The sequence below is a fragment of the Salinisphaera sp. T5B8 genome (genome assembly GCF_040361255.1).
Classification (GTDB): Bacteria; Pseudomonadota; Gammaproteobacteria; order Nevskiales; family Salinisphaeraceae; genus Salinisphaera.
In genome coordinates, this window is the sequence record NZ_APNG01000001.1 from 93,751 (window position 1) to 116,673 (window position 22,923).

Genomic DNA, 22,923 nt, shown 5'->3' on the forward strand with positions numbered 1-22,923 from the left:
CATTAGCCCCCTTCGATCACCGTACCGGCCGCGCCGTCGACCGGCCGGCAATCCTGCCAAAGCGCCTTGCCGTAATCGCTCATATGGACGCTAAAGCGCTGAAGCCGCGGATAAAGCTTCATTTCGCGGCGCACGCGATCCATGGTCTTGCGTAATTGGGTGTCGGCCATTAGCAATTCGTACTGATCCGCCAGACGATCATCTTCCGGGCCCGCCTCGAACACACCCAGCGCAAGTAGTTCGCTCATGTACTGGGGGACGTAGTCGCGCAGCAGCACCCCGGCATCACGTCCCAGCGAGCTGGCATTGGACAATACCACCACGCTCACCGGCCCCGCCGGCAGCCGCCCGGCGGCGACATGACACAGCGGCGCGATCTCACGATCGGCCAGCAGGGCCATCATCGCCACCTGGTCGGGCACGAGACGCGAAAGCGTCTGGCGATACAGCCAGGTGCGTGCGGCCTCGGGATCCACGCCGCGCGACTGCACGATCAAGCGCGCCATCATCTCGCGCGGCGCCGGACCGTCCACGGGCTCGGCGCGGCGCCGGCCGCGCTCGGGCGGCTCGTCGGACATGGCATCCAGACGTTGCTTGAGTTCGGCCATGGCCCAGGTTTCGGCATCCTGGAAGCGGCGCACCGCCGAACCGGCCACCGGCCACTCCTCGGCCGCGCGCGCGGCCTGGCGTAGAAACTGGAACGCCCGCGGGGTTCGTACAGTCAGGTTTTTCTTGCCGGCCATCGTCTTTTCTCCAAATCGAGTCGCCCGCACCAATGTGCGCAGGCCATTACCGCTGTCAGCTCAAACCGGGAATGCCGCCGAAACGCTCCATGAAAACGCTTGAGAACAGCGCGATCAACTGGAACCAGCCCACGGCCAGCCCGAGCGCGGCGCCGACTGCGATCAATATCCATTCGTCTTCCTCGAAGGCCGGGCGCAGCATGCCTTCGAACTGATGCGGGGTGAGGTTCTGCAAGCGGGTGACCAGCGTATGCTGAATGGCCATCGCATCTTCGGCGTAATCGGTCATGTGCGACAGCGTTTCCGGCATACGCGCCACCACTTCGGCGACCGCATCGGCCTTGATCTGTTCGTATTCCTGACTGCCCAGGGTCCAGCTCACGAACGGGCGAGCCACACTGGCGCTGGAATCGATCGCACGCTGCACCTCGGTCTGGACCAGCGCGAACAGCTTGTCGGCATAGGGGCCGCTGAGAATTTCTTCGAGGATATTGGCCGGCGTGAGGATCTGGGTCGCCACCAGACTGCCGTAGTCGGCCGCGACCTCCTGCTGGCGCTTGAAGAACAGCCCCTGAATGGTGATGCCGGCGATCCGGTACGGACGTTTCGGGTTGAAGATCATCTTCAACGCCAGCCAGTTGGTCGCCCAGCCCACCAGCAGGCCGAACAGCGGCAACAGCCACCAGGCCTGGAAGAACACCCAGATGAGCATCTGCACCAGGCCGAAGGCGAAGCCGAAATAGGCGCCGGAGCGGCCGATGAAGATGAACTCGTTGCGCCCGGTTTCCAGAAAGATCCGGTTGAGCAGATTCTTCTCGCGCACCAGTACGCGCGTAATCATGCCCTTGAGGTCGAACATGTAACGCACGTTGGTACGCACGTCGTTCATCAACTCGCGGATGATGGTGGGCGCCTGCGAGCGCACGCGGCGCTTGATCTGGCTGCGTACCACCAGCGGCATCGCCTCCCAGAGCGTGGGGTGATGCCGGTGCATGACCGTATCGGTGATTTCGTCGGTGAGCTCGATCATCGGACCTTCGAGCTCATCGGCAACGCGATCGGGATCGAGCCGGCCGAAGATCTCGGCTTCGGTAATCAGCGACTCGGTTATCGTGTCCACCGAAATACCGGTCATTTTCGACGCCTTGCGCGGCACGATGCCCTGCCAGCCGAGCCAGGGTTTATACAGGCCAACGAACTCGATGGGGTGGAACATCATCTTGATCGCAACGACGTTGGTCACATAGCCGACCGCCGCGCTGATCACCGGCATGGAAATATATTTCCATGTATCCAGACTCAAATAGAGAAAACTGCCGTCCATGCATCGCTGCGGCGCCTGTCACGGGAAAGGCCGCCATGCTCCTCGTACTTGCCGTCGTTGTATTTATCGTCGTTGTTTGGCGCACGGTGGTAATGCGCCTATCGCGCCAGCGTATCAGTCGCCGCTAACATCGAGCGATGTCGATGATAGCAGCCGCACACCTTGGCACCGGCAACCGCTGCAGACAAATAACGACCCGGACTCAACCGGGCGTCCCGGCCTCGGGCGCACCGCGTAGCCGGGCATTGATACGGGCCAGCTCATCGAAATCGAGCACGCCGGCGGCTTTGCGCAGGCGCAGGCGCGCCAACGCGTGGTCATACCAGGCCTGTTTGCGATCGGCACGCCGGTTGACCAGCGTGATCTGGGCCTCGATGACATCGAGGATGGTGCGATTACCCAGCCGATAGCCGGCCTGCGCGGCCTCGAGCGCGGTTTCGCCCGAGGTGATCGCCCGATCGAGCGCGGCCAGCCGGCGCTGGCTGGTTTCGACATTGCGATAGGCCTCGTTGATGTCGATGAGCAACTGGCGGCGCGCGGAAATCGCATCCAGACGCGCCTGCTCGGCGTTATATTCGGCCTCCGATACCGCCGCGCTGGTCGCGCCACCGGAAAACAGCGGCATCTTGAGTTCGACGCCGATAGAACGGGTTTCGTCGATGAGATTGGCCTGCCCGCCCGCGCTGATCGGAAACAACTGTTCCTGACGCCCCACGCGCCCGACCAGATCGACCGTCGGCAAATGCCCGCCCCGTTCGGCCCCAACATCTTGGCGCGCGGCACGCCAGGCGGCCTCCGAGGCCGCCACCTGGGGCGAACGTTCGAGCGCGAGCGCCAGCCAGGCGTCGTGATCGCGCGCGGCGCTATCGACCGCGCTGGCGGGCATCGGCTCGTCGACCGCGATGCCCGAGAGGTCCTGGGGCGCGCGTCCGGTCAGCGCGATCAACGCATCGCGGACCTTGGCAAGCTGATTTTCGGCATCGATGGCATCGACCATCGCACTATCCAGGCTCGACTGCGCCTCCTGCTGATCGGTGACCGGGTCCAGCCCGGCCTCGAATGCCGCTTCGGCGCGATCGAGCTGGCGCTGGATCGAGCGTTGCTGTTCGCGCGCCGCATTCAGTGCATCGCGCGCGGCCAGCACATCGAAATAGGCCTCGGTCACCCGCACGATCAGTCCCTGCTCGGCATCGGATAACGACAACACCGCCTGATCGCGGCGGGCATCGGCCGCATTCTTGTTCTGCCAGGCGCCCCAGTTGAACAACGGCTGGGTCAGATCGAGCGAATAGGATTGCTGATCGGAACTGGTCGCGCCGTCATTGCCGCCGAAAAAACCCAGCCCGCCGCCGGCGCCATCGCCGTTGTCGGGGGATTCGAAGGTCTGCTCCTGCTCGACGCGCGTATAGCTCGCACTGGCTGACAGCGAGGGCAGAAGCTGGCCACGCGCCTGGCGATAGCGTGCATCGGCCGCGCCGGACTCGGCCCGGGCAGTCAACAGTTCGGTATCGTTACGCAGCGCCTGATCGTACGTATCGAGCAGGTTCTGGCCGGCCCAGGCCGGCAGTGTCAGCACACTTAGCACGACGACCGCGAGCGGCCGCCGCAGCGGGCATAGGCGTCGTATCATGCATCACCTCCGTGCAATCGTTCGCGGCGCTCGGCCACCCGCGCGCCGAGCACGAGCAGGCAGGGCGTAAGCACCAGCGTCAGCAGGGTCGAAAACAGCAGCCCACCCACGATCGCGGTGGCCAGCTGGGTCCACCACTGGGTCGAGGGTGCACCGAAGGTGATCGATCGGCCGATGATATCGACGTTCATCTGTAACACCATCGGCAACAGGCCGAGAATGGTAGTCACCGTGGTCAATACCACCGGACGCAAGCGTTCGGCGCCGGTCTGAATGACCGCATCCCAGCCATTGAGCCCGGCCGCGCGGTTCACGTTGTAGGTGTCGATGAGCACGATATTGTTATTGACCACGATACCCGCGAGCGCGATCACGCCGATACCGCTCATCACCACGCCGAACGGCTGGCCAGCAATCAGCAGGCCCAGCAACACACCGATGGTGGAAAACATCACGGCCGAGAGAATCAGAAACGACTGATAGAAGCTGTTGAACTGGGTCAACAGAATCACGCCGATGAGCGCGATGGCCACGCCAAAGGCCTTGGACAGAAACGCCTCGGCGTCGCGCAGGTCTTCGTCCTCACCCTTGAAGGCGATATCCACCCGGGGATTGAGACCGGCCTCGGCCACATGCGCGCCGATCCAGTCGCGCAACGCACGCAGCTGATCGGCTACAAGCCGACCGTCGGCCACGCCGGACTCGACCGTGACCGTGCGCTGGCTGTCGGTACGCTCGATATTCTCGACCTTGGGCGCGGCCACGCGGGTCACGAAATTGGACACCGGCACCTGGCCATCGCTGGTTTTCAGGCGCAGGTTGTCCAGCGCTTCGAGATTACGAGAATCCTCGGGGAACCGTACCCGGATATCGATTTCGTCGGTGGCATCGTCGGGGCGGTATTCGCCCACCTTGATGCCCTGGGTGACCAGCTGAATTGCCTGGCCGATCGACGCCACGTTGGCGCCGTAGCGGCTGGCCTCGGCGCGATCCACGTCGATGCGCCATTCCAGGCCCTGGGTCGAGCGCGTGTCCTGAATATCGGTAAACCCGCCGACTTTGGCCATGCCGCGGCGCACGAAATCGGTGGCTTTATCGAGCGCGTCCATGTCCGGCCCGGAAATCTGCAGCTCGATCGGCTTGGCCTGGGTCGGGCCCTGGGCCTGCTCCTGGACCTCGGTACGAATGCCGGGAATGCCGGCGATACGCTTGCGCACATCGGCCATGATCTCGTCGGCCGGCCGACGTACGCCCCAGGGCTCGAACTCGAGCTGGATCTGGCCGATCACGTCGTCGGCCGTGCCCTGGCGAAACGATTGCTGGCCTGCACCCGTGCGCGTATAGACCGACTCGAAACCGGGCATGGCCAGCACCCGATCCTCGACCTGGCGTACCAGTCGATCGGCCTCGGCGACCGACTGCTGGCCACGGGCATGAATCTGGATCACGGCATTGTCGGGCGCGATATCGGGAAAGAACTCCACGCCCTTGCCAAAGCCGGCATAGGCAAATATGGCCACGAAGAACAGCAGCACCGCGCCGATCACGGTCTTGCCGGCATGCCGGGCGAAAAACGACAACGTGGCCACATAGGCGCCGGTGGCACCGCGCAGCTTCTGGCCTGGCTGCCAGACCGCCTCGGCACCACCGGGCGCGGAGCCGCCGATAACCGCGCCGAGCGTGGGCACGAAAATCAGTGCCATCAAAAGCGAGGCACTCAGCACCGCGATCAAGGTGATCGGCATATAGCGCATGAACTCGCCCACCACGCCCGGCCAGAACAGCAACGGCGCAAACGCAGCCAGCGTGGTCGCGGTCGAGGAGATGATCGGCCAGGCCATGCGCTGGGCGGCATGCATATAGGCCGACGTGCGGGTCTCGCCCTCGGCCAGAAAGCGATCCGCCAGCTCGACCACCACGATCGCCCCGTCCACCAGCAGCCCGAGCGCGAGGATGAGCGCGAACAGCACGACGATATTCACCGACAGCCCGAGCGCGGCCAGGGTGAGAATGCCCAGCAGAAACGAACCGGGAATGGACACGCCCACCAGCGTGCCGGCGCGCAGACCGAGAATACCCACGATCACGATCATCACCAGCAGGATGCCGCTGACCACGTTGTTCTGCAGGTCGCCCAGCAGCTGGGTGACGTCTTCGGATTCATCCTGCGAGAAATTGACCTTGATCGCCGCCGGCCAGTCCTGCTGCATGCGTTCGACGACCGCCCGTACCGCCTGATTGGTATCGATGATGTTGGCACCGATACGCTTGGTGATTTCCAGCGCCAGCGTGGGCTGACCGTTGAGGCGGGCAAAGCTTTCACGATCGGCAAACGCGCGCCGCACGCTGGCCACATCGGCCACGGTGACCACCTGATCGTCGGCGCGCTTGACCGCGGTATTGCGCAGCGCGTCGAGATTGTCGATCACGCCCGGCACCTTGATCGAAAACCGGCCACTGCCGGATTCCAGCGCCCCGGCCGGCACCAGCTGGTTGTTCTGCTGAACCGAGTCGAACACCTCCTGCAACGACAGCCCGTAGGACTCCAGCTTGAGCGGGTCGATATTGATTTCGATCTGCTCTTCGCGATCGCCGGCAATATCAGCCTCGAGCACGCCGGGGATGGACTCCACCTCGTCCTGCACGTCCTCGGCCAGGGCCACCAGCACGCGCTCGGAGACATCGCCATAGAGATTGACCACCAGCACCGGAAACAGCGCGACATTGACCTCGTTGACCGTCGGCTCGTCGGTTTCGTCGGGCAGATCGGCCTTGGCGATATCCACCTGGTTGCGTACGTCGTCGAGCGCGTCATCCGGGTCGAAACCGGCCTCGAACTCGAGAATCACGCTGGCATGGCCTTCCGAGGCGGTCGCACTCATTTCCTTGAGGCCTTCGATGGAGCGCAGTTCCTGCTCCATGGGCTTGACCAGCAACCGCTCGGCATCTTCGGGCGAAATGCCCTGATGCGTCATCGACACATAAATCGTGGGAATGGTGATATCCGGCGACGATTCCTTGGGAATATCGCGATAGGCGACGCTGCCGGCGATCAGAATCACGATCAGACCGAGCACCACCGTGCGCGGCCGCGAAAAAGCGGCAGCGATCAGGGCATTCATGAACGATCGTCGGCTTCGTTTACGCCGGCCTCTTGCGCGCGCTCGGCGGTGCTCGCCTGGGCGCCACCGGCCGCGTCATCGCCGTCCTCGACGACCCGGACCGGATCACCCGCGCGTACGAAACCCTGGCCGGTCGTGATCAGCCGCACGCGCGCCGGCAGTCCGCCCAGCCACAGCCGCTCGTCGCTGCTTTTGACGATATCGGCGCGATGAAAGGCCACACGGCCATCGTCGCCGATCGTCTTGATGCCCATGTCGCCGGCTTCATCGAGGGTGAGCAGATCGGCGGCCACCTCATGGGCCTGGACCTGTTCCAGCGGCAGGATCAACTTGGCCGAGGCCCCGGCGACAAGCCGCCCGCCCGGATTGTCGACTTCCAGTTCCACCGGATAGGTGCGCGTGGCCTCGTCGGCTTCGGTGGCCACATAGCGCACCGTGCCGTCGACCGTGCGTCCATCAATCAGGCGCGCACGGCCTGTCTGGCCCGGTTCGACGAAGGCCACATCCTTTTCTGCCAGGTCGCCGGCCACCACGAACGGGTTCTGCTGGATGACGCGCGCGATTTCGTCGCCCACGCCAACATAGTCGCCCACCTCGACCGGGCGCGTTTCCAGCACCCCGGCAAACGGCGCACGAATGACCGTGTTATCGATATCCTGCTGGATCTCGGCGAGCTGGGCCTGGGCGGCTTCGAGGTCGGATTTCGCCTGGGCCAGATCGGTACGCGTCTGGTAGCCCTTTTCCGACATCTTGCGCACCGCCTCATACTGCAGACGGCGCTGTTCGACCACCGCGCGGGCTTCGTTGCGCGATGCGCTGCGATCGTCGATAGCGATGCGCGCGATCACCTCGTTGGCCTCTACGCGCGCGCCGCGCCGGGCCTGGACCGACTGGATTCGCCCGGCCGTCTGGGCGCGCAGGGTCACCGCACGGTCGGGCGCCGTACGGCCGTTGAGTTCGACCTCGCGCCACACCGTTTGTGCCTGTGATGTCCGCACGGCCACGCTCACCGGCTCGGCCTGCTCGGCCTTGGGCGCGGCCTCAGCCGCCGGCTTGTCGTGACCGCCTACCATGCCGGACGCCAACCAGGCCGCGAGCGCGACCACGATGACCAGCACGATCCAGATCGGGCGAATCGTCGGCAGCCGGCTCATGAGCGGCCCTTGGTCGAGGCCTTATCGCCACGCCGGGCCAGGCGTTCGATGAGCTTGCGCGTATTGTCGCGTGCGGTATCGATGAAGTGGTGCATATCGGCCAGCCGCGCCTGCGCACCTGCCCAGTCGGCAGGCAGCTCGCGTTCGGCCTGGGCGAGCGAGGCGCTCATCGTGCCCATGCGCTCGACATGGCCTTCGAGCAGGCGCAGATAATGGCGCTCGACCAGCTGATAATAATCCTGGCGATCGCCGGGCATGGCCGTGGCTTCGAGCACGCCGAGATTACGCAAAATACGGGCATTGGTACTGACGCTGGCCCGTGACACCTGCAGCGATTGCGCCAGTTCGGCCAGGCTCGCGGGCCCGCCATGAATGATGAAATAGCCCAGCATGCGCCCGGCGATGCGCGGCATGCCGTCGCTTTGCGCGGCCAGGCCCATGCGTTCGATGAAGGCGCTGATCGCCTGTTGTGCGTCGCTCATAGCCACAAAGCCTACGGCCTTCGAATCATTCAATCAATACTGAACAAACAAAATGCTGCGAACACACTTGCAGCCGTACCCGACTACGGGGCTAACGTGAGCCGCATTCGACGCGCACCGCGGCGAACGCGGCGCAAACGAGGGATTGTTTATGAATTGGCTTTCGATGCTCGGCGAAACGCTGTACACGATCGCTGGCATGGGCTGGAAGATGCTCTGGGCACTGGTGTTGGGCTTCGCCATATCCGGCGCGGTACAGGCATTCGTGCCCAAACGGCGCATGGCCCGGGTCATGGGCGACCACGGGCCGGCCTCGCTGGCCCGTGCCGGCTTTTTCGGCGCCCTCAGCTCGTCCTGCTCCTATGCGGCGGCCGCGATGAGCCGCAGCGTATTCCTGCGCGGCGCGCATATCACCGCAGCCGTGGCGTTCATGATCGCGGCCACCAATCTGGTGATCGAACTGGGCTTCGTTCTATGGTCGCTCATGGGCTGGCAGTTCGTGGTCGCCGAATTCGCCGGCGGCGTATTGTTGATCGCGATCGTGGCGGTACTGATGAAGGCCTTCGGCCCGATCGCGGCGTTCGAGCGCGTGCGCGAGGCGGAATCCGAAAACGCCGCGGATGGTGACGACAACGTGCCCAGTCTTTTCAGCCTGGACGGCTGGCGCATGGCCGCTTCGCGCTTCGCCATGGACTGGTCGATGATCTGGAAGGATATCGTCATCGGTATCGTGGTCGCCGGTACGGTCGTGGTGTGGGTGCCACAAAGTTTCTGGCAGACGGTATTCCTGTCGTCCGGCGATACGGTGAGCTGGCTGCAGATGATCGAAAACGCCCTGGTCGGCCCGCTGGTGGCCGTGTTCAGCTTTGTATGCTCGGTGGGCAACGTGCCCATGGCGGCAGCCCTGTTCAATGGTGGTATTTCCTTTGGCGGCGCGCTGGCGTTCATCTATGGCGATTTGATCGTGATTCCAATGCTGCTGGTCTATCGCCAGTACTACGGCACCAAACTCGCGCTGCAACTCGGCCTGATTCTGTATATCGCCATGGCGCTGACCGGGTTTGTCATCGACGTCGTGTTCACCGCATCCGGGTTGACGCCCGAGGCCACGGCCACCGCGGTCGGCGCGATGGAGTTTTTCAAGCTTGATTACACCTTCTGGCTGAACCTGGTGTTCATCGTGGTGGGCCTGGGCCTGTGGCGATTGTCGAAACAGGCCGCCGAGCCCGCGCACTGCTGCCATCATCACTAGCCGCGGCACAGGGCCTGGCCCCGATTTTCGATCGGCGGGTTTTAGCAGCGCACTTCGTCCCCATCGTCGAGCGGGCGTCGCCTGCAATCGCAGGCGCCCCGCAACCGAGGTCTGTCGATGAATGATTCCGCCGCCAAGCCCCCGATCGAGGCCGTGATCTACGATTGCGACGGCACGCTCGTGGATAGCGAACTGCTCAACGCCAAGGGCGTGGCCGAAATGTTCGCCACCGATCATGGCATCGAACTCGATGCCCGCGCGATCGAGTCGGAATTTCGCGGCGGCCAGTTCGAGCAGATGATCGATACGCTGGCCGAACGCTATGGCGTGACCCTGGCCGATGATTTCACGCCGCGCTATCGCCAACAGATGATCGACCTATTCTATCGCGAACTACAGCCCATGCCCGGCGTCGCCGCGGCGATCGAGGCCATCGACCTGCCGCGTTGCGTGGCCTCGAGCGGGCCCGAGAAGAAACTGGCCGCCGCGCTCGACGCGACCGACCTGGCCCGTTATTTCGGCGATTACGTATTCAGCGCCTACACCATCGGGGTGTGGAAACCCGAACCGGATTTGTTTCTGACCGCGGCGGCCGCGCTCGATGTAGCCCCGCGAAACTGCGCGGTCATCGAAGACAGCGACGCCGGGGTACTGGCCGGCCACCGCGCCGGCATGCAGGTCTTCGGTTACGACCCGCAGGGCGCCATCGGCGCACACCCGGACATCGCCATCACCCGTTTCACCCACTTCGACCAGCTACCGGCGCTGATCGACCAGCGCCGTAGCGGCTGACAGCCCGGCTGAGCGCGCGCGGCGCATTCAAGCGCGATCGGCCCGGCCGGGTCGCGCGATCAATCCTCGCCGAACTGCCAGTATTCGATCGCCCGGCGCACACAGAACACCGGCACGGCCTGTTCGTCCACGCTGCGAACCAGCGCATCGGCCTGGCCGCCGTCGAGTACGAACATCAGCTCTTCGGGCTCGTCGGCCTGCTCGAAGAAATGCGCGGAGTGGGTATGCCCGCTCACGCCCGTGCCTTCGGCATCCACCCGCCGGGTGCTGCGTTCGATGCCCTGTTCCCTGGCCAGACGGGCGACCACGTCCAGTACCGGCTTGCCCTGGTGGCGACGCGATCGTGGCGCCATGAATATTAGCTCGAAGCCTTTCATAATCATTCGCTCCTGTTCAGCGTCCCATTTGGCGTAGCAGCGCTACCGCGCCCATGCCCAGGCCGGTCATGACCAGCGAACCGACGACATGCGCTGCAATGCCCAGAAACGCCCAGCCCAATCGCCCGGCCTGAAGCTGGGTAACGATTTCCGCCGAGAAGGTGGAAAAGGTGGTCAACGCCCCGAGAAAGCCGGTCACGATCGCCAGTTTCCAGAACGGCGACAGTTCGGGCAGAGCCGCAAAAGTGGCGATGGCCATGCCGATCAAGCCCGCGCCGAGCAGATTGGCCACGAGCGTGCCGGGCGGTAGGGCCGGGAATAGCGCGTTAAGCCCCAGGCCGAGCAACCAACGCAGATTGGCCCCGCAGGCCGCGCCGACCGCAATGGCCAGAACCGAGACGAGAATGGACATCCGTTGTTTTACAACATGAATCGAGCGTCCAAGAGTACAAGCAGGAACCATGCCCTGTCCCGGGCTTGCCGGCGAAATGCAAGGCCGCGGCATTAACCGCCGATTCAGTCGCCACGGCTGACAGTGTCTTCACGCAAGGCGATGAGCGTCTGCGAACTTCACTGACCGAGGAGATATCAATGTACAAACATCTAACGATCGCTGCGGCTACCGCCATCGCCATGGCCAGCGGTGGCGCAATCGCCGCGACAAACGCCGACACCAATGCCGCCGCCGATGCCAACGCGGGCGTGGACACCGGGCTGGGTGTGAACGCGGACGTGGGTACGTCGGCTGGCGCCGATGCCGGCACTGATACCGCCGAGAACCGCGCCAATAGCCAAAGCGCGCTCAATACCGACACCGAAGCCGATCTCGATACCTCGGCAGATGTCGATAGCAACGCCCAGGGCGGTATGAACAGCGACAGCGAATCGAGCGTGGATACCGACACCGGTATGGACGCCGATACCGACATGGACACCGACACTGACATGGATACGGGCATGAGCTCGGACACCGCCGCCGATGTCGATGCCAATGCCCAGGGCGAAGCCAACGGCAAGGTCGGCGACGAATAAATCACCGGCCGATTACGCAAAAAAAACCCCGCGTCGGGACACCGACGCGGGGTTTTTTTATGGCCGCAAGCGGGCCGGCGAAACAGCTAGGACCTAGCCGTGACCCACCATCATGTGGCGGACATACAGGCTGTAGAACAGCCACATGGTGCCGCCGACCATCACCACCATGATCAACAACGAAAACAGGATGGAAATCGTGTTCCAGCGTTGCTCGTTGGACATGTCCAGATGCAAAAACCAGCGTAGATGGACACCCAGCTGCAGCACGGCCGCGATCGCAATCACGATCAGCGTCGCCCCCTGCGACAGCAGCCCGAAGGCGACCAGACCGAAGGGGATCAGGGTGAGTACGAGCGCCAGCACGAAGCCGGTGATATAGCCGCGCGCGGTCGGCGCGTGGCCGGGAGTCGCGTCGGTGGAATGACTCATTACGCGCCTCCTTGCAAGATACCGGGCAGATAGACCGTCGAGAACACACAGATCCAGACCAGATCCAGAAAATGCCAGAACAGGCTCAGCCGTGCCAGGCGCGAAGCCACCGGCGCGGTCAGACCGTAGATCTGTAGCTGGACCACCATGACCGTAAGCCACACCAGACCGAAGAACACGTGGGCACCGTGCGTGCCCACCAGCCCGAAGAAGGCCGACAGGAAACCGCTACGCGTGAACGACGCGCCTTCGTTGATCAGATGCACGAACTCGCTGAGCTCGTGCCCCAGAAAGAAGGCGCCGAGCACGAAGGTCACGCCGAGCCACATCATCACCCGGCTCTTCTGGCCCTGATGCAGATTCACCATCGCCATGCCGAAGGTCAGACTCGACAGCAACAGCGCCATGGTTTCGAGGAACACGCCGCGCAACTCGAATACTTCCGATGCCGTCGGCCCGCCCGCAAAACGCTGGGACAGGTCGACGTACATCAGAAACAGCATCGAGAAGATGATCACGTCGCTCATCAGATAGATCCAGAAACCGAAGTTGACTTCGGTATCGGCGCGAGCGGCGGCGCGAACGCTGTTGAGATCGTTGGCGCTAGACGTCATGGGCACGGCCTCGGTTGTGCTTGCAAGTCGATTGTCATAACGGCGGGCCCTTCTCGGTGGTCGCCGGCTCGGCGGTATCGGCATATTCCGACCGCTCGTCGCCATACGACTCGATATGCTTCATGCGCTCGAAGGCGCCATCCTTTTCGAGATTGGCATGGAAGGCGTTTTCGATACGCTCGACCTCTTCGGCCGGGATGACGAATTCCGGCTCCGGGTTGAAGCTGCGCGCGATCACCGCGCCCACGATACCCGTCAGGCACAGCGCGGCCAGCCACCAGATATGCCAGACGTAGGCAAAGCCGAAGAAGAAGGCCATCGCCGCGATGAAGATCGCCACCGGGGTGGACTTGGGCATATGAATGTCTTCGTAGCGTTCGGGACGCTCATAAGCCGTGTTGTGCACCTTCTTGTGCATGAAGGCGTCGCGATCCTCCACCGTCGGGATCACCGCGAAGTTGTATTCCGGCGGCGGTGACGCGATCGACCATTCCAGCGTACGGCCGCCCCAGGGGTCGCCCGACAGATCGCGGTTCTTCTCGCGATCCCGGAAGCTGACATAGATTTGCATGAACATCGAGAAGATGCCGTAGGCAACGATGATCGCGCCGATGGCGGCTATCACCAGCCAGAAATGCCAGACCGGGTTGTCATAGGTGACCATGCGCCGGGGCATGCCCATCATGCCGAGCATGTACAGGGGCACGAAGGCCACATAGAAGCCCACGAGCCAGCCCCAGAACGAATGCCGACCCCATTTCTCGTCGAGTTTGAAGCCGAAGGATTTGGGGAACCAGTAGTAGAAACCGGCGAGCAGCCCGAACATCGTGCCCGGAATCAGCACGTTATGAAAATGCGCGACCAGGAACAGGCTGTTGTGCATCTTGTAGTCGGCGCCGGGAATGGCCAACAGCACACCACTCATGCCACCCATGGTGAAGGTGATGATGAAGCCCAGCGTCCACAGCATCGGCAGCTTGAACTCGATACGCCCACGGAACATGGTCCAGATCCAGTCGTAGATCTTCACGCCCGTGGGAATAGCGATAATCATGGTGGCGATCCCGAATGCGGCGTTACGCAACGGATCCTGGCCCATGGTGAAAAAGTGGTGCACCCACACCGTGAACGACAGGAATGCGATCGCCATCGTCGCCCATACCATCGACGTGTAGCCGAACAGGCGTTTGTTGCAATAGGTGGTGACCACTTCCGAGAAGACACCGAACGCCGGCAACACGAGGATATACACCTCGGGATGGCCCCAGACCCAGAACATGTTGATGTACATCATCTGGTCGCCGCCCATGGTGCTGGTGAAGAAATGGGTCCCCACGGAGCGATCCAGCGCCAGCAGCGCCAGGGCGACGGTCAGCGCCGGAAACGCCAGCACGATCAGAATGGTGGTGCACAGCGTTGTCCAGGTGAACATCGGCATGTGCATGAAGGTCATGCCCGGCGCACGCTTTTTGAGAATGGTCACCAGGAAGTTGACCCCGGTCAGCGTGGTACTGATACCGGATATCTGTAATGCCCATATCCAGTAGTCCACGCCGGAGCTCGGACTGTGATCCAATCCGGAGAACGGCGTATACCCGGACCAGCCGGCTTCCGAGAACTGGCCAATCAGCAGCGAGATCATCACCAGCGCACCAGCCGCTGCGGTCAGCCACAGGCTGATGGCGTTGAGCAACGGATAGGACACGTCGCGCGCGCCGATCTGCAGCGGGATGGCGATATTCATCAAGCCCACCAGAAACGGCATGGCCATGAAGAAGATCATCATCGTGCCGTGGCCGGTAAACAGCTCGGCGAAGTGGTGCGGCTCCAGATAGCCCGCCCCGCCCGAACCGGCGGTGGCCTGTTGCGCGCGCACCATGGACGCATCGATAAAGCCACGTAACAGGAAGATCAGCGCGATCGTGATGTACATGATCCCGATCTTCTTGTGATCCACCGTGGTGAACCACTCGCGGTAGAGATAGCCCCACTTGCGGTAATACGTCAGCAGGGCGACAACCAGCACACCGGTTCCGACCATGATCACGTTCGCGAAAACGATGATCAGGCTCGAATGAGTGAACGCGTCTAGAGTGAGTTTTCCGAACATCGTGTCCTCGATGCGCTGAAGCTAGCGATCCGTCAGGCGCTCGGGCGGCGGCACCGACCCATCGCCTTCCTGAAAGCGCTTGATGACATAGTCGAACAGGCCGTCGTAAACCGACGAGTAATAGGTCGGCTCGACCTTTTTACTGGGCTGCACCAGTTCGCGGTAGGCTGACAGATCGAGCGGTTTCGACGCGGACCGGGCCTTGGCGACCCACTGCTCGAACTCCGCTGGCTTCACCGCATGGACCTGGAAGTTCATGTTGGCGAAACCGTCGCCGCTGTACTGATAATTCTTGCCGAAGTACTCGCCTTGCTGATCGGCCATCAGATGCAGGCGCGTACGCATGCCCGACATCGCCATGATCTGGCTACCCAGCCGCGGGATCATGAAGGCATTCATGACACTGGCCGAGGTCAGGTCAATCTGCACCGGCGTATCCAGCGGCATGGCCAGTTCGTTGACCACCGCGATGTTGTAGTCGGGGTAGATGAACAGCCATTTCCAGTCCATGGCGATGGCCTGGACTTCGATCGGCGGCTTGTCGGACTCCAACGGCTTGTACGGATCCAGATCATGCGTACTCACCCAGGTCAGCACCGCCAGAATCACGATGATCACGGCCGGCCCGCCCCAGAGAAACCCTTCGAGCAACGTCGAGTGATACCAGTCGGCGGTATAGGTGTTTTTGCGGTTCGACGCGCGATAGTGCCACGCGAACCAGAGCGTAAAGCCCACCACCGGCACCAGCACGAACAGCATTACCGTGAAGGTGAACAGCATGACGTTGCGCTCGTAGGCGGCCACCGGGCCCGCCGTGAAGAACGTCACCAGCTCGTTGAGGTAGAAGGTATCGACGAACCACTGCGCACCGCAGCCGCTTAGCAACAAGGGGAGCGCGACGATCAACGGAACCCGCAGGCCACGCATCGTTCTTGCAAGTGTTTTGATAGACATTACAGGCATTCCAACGGGTGATCGCGCTTGACGTAGCCAACCATAGCCCACGCTACGATCTTTGCTACGTCAGTTCCACCAGATTCGTTGCACACAATGGGATGAAACCCACGGTCATTGTGCAGTGCAACTAATGGTAACGCCTTCCCCGCCAAAACGACAGTAAACGCAACGGCTATTATTAGACCCGACTGCGACGAATTCGGATACAAGCCGCCGATTCCGGCCTAGCCGATCAAAAGCGCCCCACCCAGCGCGACCGCGCTGATCCAGACCGCGAGCGCCAGCCCGAGCGCAAGCGCACGCCACCCCAGACCGAGCACCGACGCCAGCCGGGTCTGCAAGCCCATCGCGACCATCGCGGCGCTCAGCAGGGCAGCATCCAGGCCTATGAGCCCGTCATGCAGCGCACTCGGCATTGGCGTTGCCGAATTGAGCACCACCATGAGCACGAAACCCACCACGAACCACGGAAAGGGCGCGCTGCGAAAGTCGCGATCGCCTTCCTGCGCGCGCCGACGCCACCACAGCGCCAGTACGGCACATACCGGCACCAGCAGGGCGACGCGTGAAAGCTTGTACAGGCTGGCCTGTACACCCGCCGCCGGGTCGAACGCGAAACCGGCCGCCAGCGCCTGGGCAACTTCGTGAATGGAACTGCCCGCCCAGGCGGAATAGGCCGACTCGCTCAATCCCATATGCGCGGCGAGGCTGGGGTAGGCAAACATGGCGGCCGTGCCGAAAACCGTAACCATAGCAATTGCACAGGCCACATCCTGTTCGCGCGCACGAATGACGCCATCGACCGCCACCACCGCCGAGGCGCCGCAGATACCGGTCCCGCAACCAACCAGCACACTCAGCGTATCGGGCAGTTTGAGCAGCCGCCCGAGCACGACCGACAACACGATGGTGCTCGTCACCGCGACCGCCACCAGCGCCAGACCACCCATACCCACCGACAGCAAATCCTGAGCAACGACGCGAAACCCCAGCAATACGATGCCGGCGCGCAATAGATAATGCAGCGTCCAGCGCACGCCCGGCTCGCAGGCTGTCGGCAACGGCACGCACAGGCGTACAACCACGCCGACGAGAATACCGACCGTCAAGGCACTCAGTGGCACCACCGTGTTGAGTGCCGGCCAGGCGGCGATCCCATAGGACAGCGCCGCCAAGCCCAGGCATAGCAGTAGGCCTGGCAGCACGGTCGCGATCCGGCCTGCTCTCTGAGCAACCGGCAGCCGTGCCCACACCACATTCGACAAGCGCATCCGCAGAACTCCGAACGAAAACCATGGAAGAAATCCTGCGCCTGCTTGTCATTCAATAAAATCTAATTAAAATTAAATTACCATTCGGCTTTACCGAATAATTCGTAATGATTACACGCCTACGCTTTACCCTGCGGCAACTGGAGATATTCTCTGCGGTCGCCCGCACCGGGCAGGTCCGCCGCGCGGCCGATACGCTGTATTTGAGCCAGGCGGCGGTGAGCCAGGCTATCTCGGAACTGGCCGAAGCCCTGGGCGTCACCCTGTTCGAACGCCACGGTCGTCAGATCGTGCCCACCCCCGCCGCCCGTCAGCTGCTGGCACTGAGCGCCGACCCCATGAACGCCCTCGCCGCCTTGCCCGAACATCTCGCGCCTGGCGACGATGGCGCGGCGGTGTTGACGGGCAGTATCCGCCTGGCCGCGTCGAGCACGATCGCGCGCTACGTGCTACCGGTCGCGTTAGCGACGCTGCGTAGCCGCCACCCACAACTGCAGATCCAGATATTTTCCGGCAACAGCGCCCGCGCCGAAGCGCGCGTGGCCAATCTCGAGGCCGACATCGGCCTCATCGAAGGCCCGCCGCAACGCGACGATCTCGATATCGCCCACTGGCGTACGGACACGCTGCAGGTCATCGCACCGCCCGGCTATGCCACCGACACGATCGAACTCGCGCATCTGGATCGGCACCACTGGGTCGCACGCGAGCCCGGCTCGGGCACCCGCGCGGTGTTCGAACAAAGCCTGGCCCTGGCCGGCTATACCGTGCCCGCAGCCCAGCTGCAGATCGACGATAGCGGCGCGATCGTACGCGCGGTCGCCCATGGCGCGGGCCTGGCGTGCGTCAGCCGCCTCGCCGCCGAGCAGGCCAGTGCGGCGCATCCGATCGAGTTCGTCGTACTCGACGGACTGTCCCTGGCCCGGCCGCTCTGGCGTGTTCGACGCATGGCGATGGCCAGCCAGGCCCCGTTACTGCACCGCTTCGAAGCCGAGCTGAACGCCGCACTCGATCCATCACGAAAATGAAATACGGATTTTCAGTTCTCGTTCAGCCACACGGCCTACCATCGCAACCGATATTTACCAGTAATCGAGGACATCCCATGGCAGTACGTAAAACGAGTGCCATTGCGCTGACCGGTATCACGCTGGCCGCCACCAGTACCTTCGCACTGGCCCAGCAAAAACCCGAAGGCCTGTATTCGGCCGACCAGCTGCTCGACGCCGAAGTCTATGCTCAGGGCTCCGACAAGCAGGTCGGCGAGATCGAGGACGTCATCCTCGACAACAACATGACAATCAAGTCGTTCATCGTCGAAACCGAGAGCGATTTCGGTCTGGACGGCAAATCCTATGTCGTGGCCCCCGATCAGCTCAGCGTGCAAACCATGCAGGGCGACAAGGCCACCGAGCCGCAGTACCGCATCAATCTGATGGCCGATGGTCAGACGCTCAGCAGCTATCCGGTCTATAACGACTCCTGGTGGAACAACACCCAGAGCCAGGCCGCCGATGCCTGGGAACAGACCAAGCAGTCCGCCAGCAGCGCCTGGACGCGAATCAAGGACGGCACCACCGACCTGATCGACGATACGCGTGATGCCTTCGACGGCGCGGCCGACGAAACCGGCGATGCCGCCGAAAACACGGCTGACAAGACCGAAGAAGCGGCGGATAACGCCAGCAACTAGCGGCCGGCCAACGCTGTCCGTATGAAAGGAGGGGCGATTCGCCCCTCCTTTTTTTATGCGCGGGTTTTATGCACGGGCTGCCCGCCCGACACGCGGCCGAACCTGCACCGCGATGCATCACGTGCCTGACCTGTCGCGACGCACACGGTATGATCCGGGGCTTGTCGCCCACCTGTCGGCCCAAGGAGTCGTCGTATGAGCCCACAGAACACCGGCCGTTCCAGCCTGTTTGGCGCCCTGTTCGTTCCTGCCCTGATTCTGGGCGTACTGATCATCCTGGCGATTCTGGTAATCAGCTTTCGTGGCGGCGACGGCCCGTCGGGCGCGGGCAACGACAACGTACGCACGCTGGCCGCCGACACGATGACCGCGTTCGACAACGAATACGATGCCCTCGGCGAGGCCGTCGGCAGCGCGGATGCGCCGATCACCATTCGCGAATTCGCCGATTATCAGTGCCCGGCCTGTGGCGCGTTCGCGCCTACCGCGCGCCGGATCCGTGACGAACTGGTGGAATCCGGCAAGGCGCGTTTCATATTCTTCGACTTCCCGTTGCCGATGCATGCCCACGCCCAGCAGGCCGCCGTGGCGGCCCGCTGTGCCGCACGCCAGGACAAGTTCTGGCCCTACCACGACCGCCTGTTCGAAACCCAGCGCGACTGGTCGCAGCGCGACGACCCGAGCTCGATGTTTCTCGACATCGCGGTCGAAACCGGCATCAATGCCCAGCGTCTGGAAGCCTGCATGACCCAGGGCGGTCCGGACGACGTGATTGCACGCAGCCAGGAAGCCGGCAAGGCGATCGGCCTACGCGCCACGCCCACGGTACTCGTGGGCGACCAGATGTTTTCCGGCGTGGTCAGCTACGACCGTATCCAGCAGGCGATTGCCGAGCAGACAGACAACTAGAGCGAGCGCTCGATCGATTCCAGCACCGCGACCAGCGCGTCGTAAGCCGCGCTGTCCTGCTCGCGCGCATCGCGCTGGCGTGTGACCGAGCGAAACCAGCGCGCGAGCGTTTTCTGCTGGGAAGCATCCAACGCGCGGGCAATGCTGCCGTCTGCGGCCTGGCCTTCGAGCATCGCGTCGCCGCGTCTTGCATGGGCCCGCGACAGAATCTGGCGGTAGCGGATCAGAATCGAATCCAGCAGCACCCAGGCGAAGTTCGGGTTACGCGGCGGGCCGACGGTGATGCGCTGCCCGCCGAGCGGGCCAACACGGGCCAGATCCAGGCGCAGCGTGGGCAGCGCATCGCCCTTGAAAAAGGCAAGCGCCCCGCCGCCCAGCCCACCGATGAGCGCACCCAGACCGAATGAATGGCCGAAGGTCGCCGCATCGACGCCAATACCGGCACTCGCGCCCACGGCCGCGCCCACAACCGTGAGTTGCTGTCGAGTGAGCCCGAGCCGGCGCCATGTTTCATCGCTGGCCAGATCCAGATCGTCGCTGAAACCCTGCATCGCCTCGGCCTGAACGGCGGTATGCCGATACACACGCAGCAGGTCGTTGGCGGTTTCACGCTCGAGGGCGGCGATGCGCTCGAAATAGCGCAGACTGGCCTGTTTCACGGCTTCGCGTTTCGCGGTTTCGGCCGCCGGCACATCGTCGGCATAGTGACCGTGCTCGCGTAGCTCGAGCGCGCTGCGTAGAAAGGCCTGAATGCGTTCGGCGGCCTCTTCGCGGCGCTGTTGCCATTCGGCATCGAGCAAAGCCGTGGTGGTTTGCAGATGCTCGCGATCGCGTTCGTCGATCTGGTTGAGCGCGGCGAGCAGATCGCGCCGGCTGGCAAAGCGCGCGCGATGCGCATCGAACACGCGCACCAGATTGAATGCCTTGCCCAGATGTTCCCGCCATTCGGCTTCGTACGTGCCGGCCTGTTCGCCGCGCTGGTTGAGCAGCGCCAGTCGCGCGCGCCCGGAAAAACGCAGGATTTCGATCTCGGCCAGAAAGCTGTCGTAGACCGCCACGCCCGGGTCGACTACATACAGAATGCCCGCCCCCTGCAACAAGGGCTCGAGCAGACGGCATTCGTCCTCGAACTCGCCGCGATCGCGATATTGGTCCACGAACGCCTGTAACGCGGCCCGCCCGGGCGTGCCATTGCCCTCGCCGTGCACCGCCCGGATCGCGCGCAGTGCCTCGATGGGCTGCTGAAAACCGGGCGTATCGATAAAGCGCAGCCGCTCCGCCCCATCGAGTACCAGCGACAGGCGCTGGCAGCGCGTGGTTTCCCCCGGTTCGGGCGAAATCCGGATGATGCGATCGTCGTCTTCTTCCAGCAGCGTTGCCAGCACCGCCGACTTGCCCATATTGACCTTGCCGACCACGGCAAAACAGGGAACATCGGCGCTGACCCACTCGGCTGGCGTTTGCGTACGTATCGTCATCTCATAGCCCGGGGTCGTAGGCCACGATTTCGGTGGCCGGATCGCGCAGGCCGTCGATGAATCGTGTCCAGCGCTGCAAGTGCGCCGCATCCGGCGCGCCCGGCCCGCGCTCGTCACGAGCGAAGATCAGCCAGGTCACCGGCGTCTGCGCGCCCACGCCCCGGCGTACCCGGGCATGCAGTGCTGCGGCCTGACGCGGCGACAGGCCCCAGTCTTCGGCGACAAGCACGACATGGTCCGGCCCCACCGCAAGCGCTTCATCGGCCGCGGCTTCGTCCGCCTCGTCGAGCACACCGATTCGCGCATGGGCGTGCGGATTCACACGCAGGGCGCGCAACAGAAAGCCCCGGATCGAAGCGACCGACAACCCACTACCGCCGACATCGAGCACCAGCGCGCTATCGGCCGCGGGCGCGGCAACCGCGCCGCGTTCGATACGGGTAAGCGCCCGCCACAGACTGCGATGGCGCGGCGACTGAAAATCCAGACGAGACAACGCACGCCGCTCGATCGCGGCGTAGGCCAGCACGAGCAGCAGGCGTGGCAACAGGCCCCACACCAGTAACGCCATGAGCAGAAAACGCCACCACGCCGCCGTGCTCGCGGGCACATCGGGCACCCGCCGGCGACCGTCGACAAAGCGCGCCCGGCTGTTTTCGATCTGCGTGGTACTCGGCACCGCCGCCGGCCACACGCCGCGCCAGGGTGCGGCCACGATCTGTGTTGCCGAGGCGACCAGGCCGCTCGTCTGCGGGGTGGCTTCCCAATAGAAGCGCACATCGAAGACCAGCAATGACCCCGCGAACGCCAGCACCAGGCCGGTATTGAAACCGACCGCGCCGATTTGCAGCGTACGCGCAAGGGCCGCGCGCAGCGCCCGCCGGGGCGCGGCCGTATCGGTGAGCCGCTCGCGCAGGGCACGAAGACGCTGGCGCTGATCTGCGCTATGCGAACGCGTGGCGATTGCCAGCACGCGGCCCGCCCAGCCGGCCAGCAGCACCGAGGAACGCCCGCCGAGCAGCCCGGCGATCAGTACGAGCATGAACATCAGCCAGGGCAACCCCAGCGTCACGCCAAGAAACAGAATCACGTGAACGCCCGGATTCGCGCTCGCACAGAGCCCGATCATCAGCGCAAAACCGGCGACGCCCATGCCGATCAACAGCGCAAGCCGGATCAGGCCCAGACCGTGACGCCAGAGCCGGCCAGTTTCCAGCGTATCGGTCTCGCGGCGATACGCCAGCCACGCACGCAAACCAGCACGCCGGCGCCCGCGCTCATCGCCCGCAGGCAATGCAGGACGAATATCGCGATTGAATATCAGCCGGTCGTGTTCGAGCGTTGCCTCGTCCACGCCGGTCAGCACGGTTTCGAAATCGATGAGATCGGCCAGCGTCCAACGCCGGCCCGCGGCATGGGCAGCATTCATGCCGGTATTAGAACATCGCACACGCGTACCGCGCGCGCTCGGCACGCACGGCTAATGTTCGAGCACGAAGAAGATGACTTCGCGAAACACGAACGCCACCGCGCCCCAGGCCAGCAGACTGG

Annotated in this window: 21 protein-coding genes; 6 read left to right on the plus strand and 15 right to left on the minus strand. The window is 63.5% G+C overall.

Annotated features, from left to right (window positions below; all coding sequences use genetic code 11):
* Nucleotides 1-2: 2 nt before the first annotated feature.
* From T5B8_RS00475 to T5B8_RS00500, 6 genes are all read right to left on the minus strand, one after another.
* Nucleotides 3-743 (minus strand): Abi-alpha family protein, encoded by a 741-nt coding sequence (locus tag T5B8_RS00475; RefSeq protein ID WP_353175271.1) that lies wholly within the window; start codon nt 741-743, stop codon nt 3-5.
* Between the two features lie 55 nt (nt 744-798).
* A complete protein-coding gene (locus tag T5B8_RS00480; RefSeq protein WP_353175273.1) occupies nt 799-2,067 on the minus strand; it encodes a DUF445 domain-containing protein in 1,269 nt (422 codons plus the stop codon).
* A gap of 202 nt (nt 2,068-2,269) precedes the next feature.
* Nucleotides 2,270-3,697, minus strand: a complete 1,428-nt coding sequence (locus T5B8_RS00485) for a TolC family outer membrane protein (protein WP_353175275.1) — start codon at nt 3,695-3,697, stop codon at nt 2,270-2,272.
* Nucleotides 3,694-6,819 carry an efflux RND transporter permease subunit gene (locus T5B8_RS00490; RefSeq protein WP_353175277.1) on the minus strand — a complete coding sequence of 1,042 codons (3,126 nt, stop codon included), beginning with the start codon at nt 6,817-6,819 and terminating at the stop codon, nt 3,694-3,696. The genes T5B8_RS00485 and T5B8_RS00490 overlap by 4 nt, the downstream gene beginning before the upstream one ends.
* Nucleotides 6,816-7,973 (minus strand): efflux RND transporter periplasmic adaptor subunit, encoded by a 1,158-nt coding sequence (locus tag T5B8_RS00495; protein WP_353175279.1) that lies wholly within the window; start codon nt 7,971-7,973, stop codon nt 6,816-6,818. Before T5B8_RS00495 ends, T5B8_RS00490 begins: the two co-directional genes overlap by 4 nt.
* Complete coding sequence (locus T5B8_RS00500) at nt 7,970-8,455, minus strand: GbsR/MarR family transcriptional regulator (RefSeq protein WP_353175280.1); 486 nt, start codon at nt 8,453-8,455, stop codon at nt 7,970-7,972. The genes T5B8_RS00495 and T5B8_RS00500 overlap by 4 nt, the downstream gene beginning before the upstream one ends.
* Nucleotides 8,456-8,606: 151 nt before the next feature.
* Here T5B8_RS00500 and T5B8_RS00505 point away from each other — a divergent pair, with 151 nt between their 5' ends.
* Entirely contained in the window at nt 8,607-9,707 is a 1,101-nt protein-coding gene (locus T5B8_RS00505) for a permease (RefSeq protein WP_353175282.1), read from the plus strand.
* A gap of 117 nt (nt 9,708-9,824) precedes the next feature.
* A complete protein-coding gene (locus tag T5B8_RS00510) occupies nt 9,825-10,499 on the plus strand; it encodes an HAD-IA family hydrolase (protein WP_353175283.1) in 675 nt (224 codons plus the stop codon).
* A gap of 59 nt (nt 10,500-10,558) precedes the next feature.
* Here T5B8_RS00510 and T5B8_RS00515 read toward each other — a convergent pair whose 3' ends face one another.
* The gene (locus T5B8_RS00515; protein WP_353175284.1) at nt 10,559-10,852 is read right to left on the minus strand and encodes a DUF190 domain-containing protein; all 294 of its coding nucleotides are present in this window, start codon (nt 10,850-10,852) and stop codon (nt 10,559-10,561) included.
* 40 nt (nt 10,853-10,892) lie between these two features.
* Entirely contained in the window at nt 10,893-11,288 is a 396-nt protein-coding gene (crcB, locus tag T5B8_RS00520; RefSeq protein WP_502950757.1) for a fluoride efflux transporter CrcB, read from the minus strand.
* Nucleotides 11,289-11,467: 179 nt separating this feature from the next.
* Between crcB and T5B8_RS00525 the strand changes: the two genes are divergently transcribed.
* Nucleotides 11,468-11,908, plus strand: coding sequence for a hypothetical protein (locus T5B8_RS00525; RefSeq protein WP_353175286.1), 441 nt, complete (start codon nt 11,468-11,470; stop codon nt 11,906-11,908).
* A 93-nt stretch (nt 11,909-12,001) separates the two neighbouring features.
* On the opposite strand, the gene cyoD is transcribed toward T5B8_RS00525, so the two are convergent.
* The 5 genes from cyoD to T5B8_RS00550 all read right to left on the minus strand — a co-directional run bounded on the left by cyoD (nt 12,002) and on the right by T5B8_RS00550 (nt 17,226).
* Nucleotides 12,002-12,340, minus strand: a complete 339-nt coding sequence (gene cyoD / locus T5B8_RS00530; RefSeq protein ID WP_353175288.1) for a cytochrome o ubiquinol oxidase subunit IV — start codon at nt 12,338-12,340, stop codon at nt 12,002-12,004.
* On the minus strand, nt 12,340-12,954 hold the full coding sequence (gene cyoC / locus T5B8_RS00535; protein WP_353175290.1) for a cytochrome o ubiquinol oxidase subunit III: 615 nt from the start codon (nt 12,952-12,954) through the stop codon (nt 12,340-12,342). The genes cyoD and cyoC overlap by 1 nt, the downstream gene beginning before the upstream one ends.
* A 34-nt stretch (nt 12,955-12,988) precedes the next feature.
* Nucleotides 12,989-15,064, minus strand: coding sequence for a cbb3-type cytochrome c oxidase subunit I (locus T5B8_RS00540; protein WP_353175292.1), 2,076 nt, complete (start codon nt 15,062-15,064; stop codon nt 12,989-12,991).
* Nucleotides 15,065-15,085: 21 nt separating this feature from the next.
* Nucleotides 15,086-16,018: a ubiquinol oxidase subunit II gene (cyoA, locus tag T5B8_RS00545; protein WP_353175293.1), complete on the minus strand. Its 933-nt coding sequence runs from the start codon at nt 16,016-16,018 to the stop codon at nt 15,086-15,088.
* Nucleotides 16,019-16,245: 227 nt separating this feature from the next.
* Entirely contained in the window at nt 16,246-17,226 is a 981-nt protein-coding gene (locus T5B8_RS00550) for a YeiH family protein (RefSeq protein WP_353175294.1), read from the minus strand.
* A gap of 173 nt (nt 17,227-17,399) precedes the next feature.
* Between T5B8_RS00550 and T5B8_RS00555 the strand changes: the two genes are divergently transcribed.
* From T5B8_RS00555 to T5B8_RS00565, 3 genes are all read left to right on the plus strand, one after another.
* Nucleotides 17,400-18,320 carry a LysR substrate-binding domain-containing protein gene (locus tag T5B8_RS00555; RefSeq protein WP_353175295.1) on the plus strand — a complete coding sequence of 307 codons (921 nt, stop codon included), beginning with the start codon at nt 17,400-17,402 and terminating at the stop codon, nt 18,318-18,320.
* A gap of 77 nt (nt 18,321-18,397) precedes the next feature.
* Complete coding sequence (locus tag T5B8_RS00560; RefSeq protein ID WP_353175297.1) at nt 18,398-18,985, plus strand: PRC-barrel domain-containing protein; 588 nt, start codon at nt 18,398-18,400, stop codon at nt 18,983-18,985.
* 195 nt (nt 18,986-19,180) lie between these two features.
* Nucleotides 19,181-19,894 carry a DsbA family protein gene (locus tag T5B8_RS00565; protein ID WP_353175299.1) on the plus strand — a complete coding sequence of 238 codons (714 nt, stop codon included), beginning with the start codon at nt 19,181-19,183 and terminating at the stop codon, nt 19,892-19,894.
* Here the strand turns inward: T5B8_RS00565 and T5B8_RS00570 are convergent.
* Both T5B8_RS00570 and T5B8_RS00575 read right to left on the minus strand, forming a co-directional pair.
* On the minus strand, nt 19,891-21,372 hold the full coding sequence (locus tag T5B8_RS00570) for a DUF3482 domain-containing protein (protein ID WP_353175301.1): 1,482 nt from the start codon (nt 21,370-21,372) through the stop codon (nt 19,891-19,893). The genes T5B8_RS00565 and T5B8_RS00570 overlap by 4 nt on opposite strands.
* Nucleotide 21,373: 1 nt before the next feature.
* Nucleotides 21,374-22,801, minus strand: coding sequence for a DUF2868 domain-containing protein (locus tag T5B8_RS00575; protein ID WP_353175302.1), 1,428 nt, complete (start codon nt 22,799-22,801; stop codon nt 21,374-21,376).
* Nucleotides 22,802-22,923: the final 122 nt, after the last annotated feature.

Bases quoted from the DNA above. Each gene is read 5' to 3' on its own strand.
- cyoC (WP_353175290.1), bottom strand. From the start codon at position 12,954: ATGACGTCTAGCGCCAACGATCTCAACAGCGTTCGCGCCGCCGCTCGC.
- T5B8_RS00555 (WP_353175295.1), top strand. From the start codon at position 17,400: ATGATTACACGCCTACGCTTTACCCTGCGGCAACTGGAGATATTCTCT.
- T5B8_RS00475 (WP_353175271.1), bottom strand. From the start codon at position 743: ATGGCCGGCAAGAAAAACCTGACTGTACGAACCCCGCGGGCGTTCCAG.
- T5B8_RS00560 (WP_353175297.1), top strand. From the start codon at position 18,398: ATGGCAGTACGTAAAACGAGTGCCATTGCGCTGACCGGTATCACGCTG.
- T5B8_RS00525 (WP_353175286.1), top strand. From the start codon at position 11,468: ATGTACAAACATCTAACGATCGCTGCGGCTACCGCCATCGCCATGGCC.
- T5B8_RS00515 (WP_353175284.1), bottom strand. From the start codon at position 10,852: ATGGCGCCACGATCGCGTCGCCACCAGGGCAAGCCGGTACTGGACGTG.
- T5B8_RS00540 (WP_353175292.1), bottom strand. From the start codon at position 15,064: ATGTTCGGAAAACTCACTCTAGACGCGTTCACTCATTCGAGCCTGATC.
- T5B8_RS00575 (WP_353175302.1), bottom strand. From the start codon at position 22,801: ATGAATGCTGCCCATGCCGCGGGCCGGCGTTGGACGCTGGCCGATCTC.
- T5B8_RS00510 (WP_353175283.1), top strand. From the start codon at position 9,825: ATGAATGATTCCGCCGCCAAGCCCCCGATCGAGGCCGTGATCTACGAT.
- crcB (WP_502950757.1), bottom strand. From the start codon at position 11,288: ATGTCCATTCTCGTCTCGGTTCTGGCCATTGCGGTCGGCGCGGCCTGC.
- T5B8_RS00565 (WP_353175299.1), top strand. From the start codon at position 19,181: ATGAGCCCACAGAACACCGGCCGTTCCAGCCTGTTTGGCGCCCTGTTC.
- T5B8_RS00485 (WP_353175275.1), bottom strand. From the start codon at position 3,697: ATGATACGACGCCTATGCCCGCTGCGGCGGCCGCTCGCGGTCGTCGTG.
- T5B8_RS00495 (WP_353175279.1), bottom strand. From the start codon at position 7,973: ATGAGCCGGCTGCCGACGATTCGCCCGATCTGGATCGTGCTGGTCATC.
- cyoD (WP_353175288.1), bottom strand. From the start codon at position 12,340: ATGAGTCATTCCACCGACGCGACTCCCGGCCACGCGCCGACCGCGCGC.
- cyoA (WP_353175293.1), bottom strand. From the start codon at position 16,018: ATGTCTATCAAAACACTTGCAAGAACGATGCGTGGCCTGCGGGTTCCG.
- T5B8_RS00505 (WP_353175282.1), top strand. From the start codon at position 8,607: ATGAATTGGCTTTCGATGCTCGGCGAAACGCTGTACACGATCGCTGGC.
- T5B8_RS00500 (WP_353175280.1), bottom strand. From the start codon at position 8,455: ATGAGCGACGCACAACAGGCGATCAGCGCCTTCATCGAACGCATGGGC.
- T5B8_RS00490 (WP_353175277.1), bottom strand. From the start codon at position 6,819: ATGAATGCCCTGATCGCTGCCGCTTTTTCGCGGCCGCGCACGGTGGTG.
- T5B8_RS00480 (WP_353175273.1), bottom strand. From the start codon at position 2,067: ATGGACGGCAGTTTTCTCTATTTGAGTCTGGATACATGGAAATATATT.
- T5B8_RS00570 (WP_353175301.1), bottom strand. From the start codon at position 21,372: ATGACGATACGTACGCAAACGCCAGCCGAGTGGGTCAGCGCCGATGTT.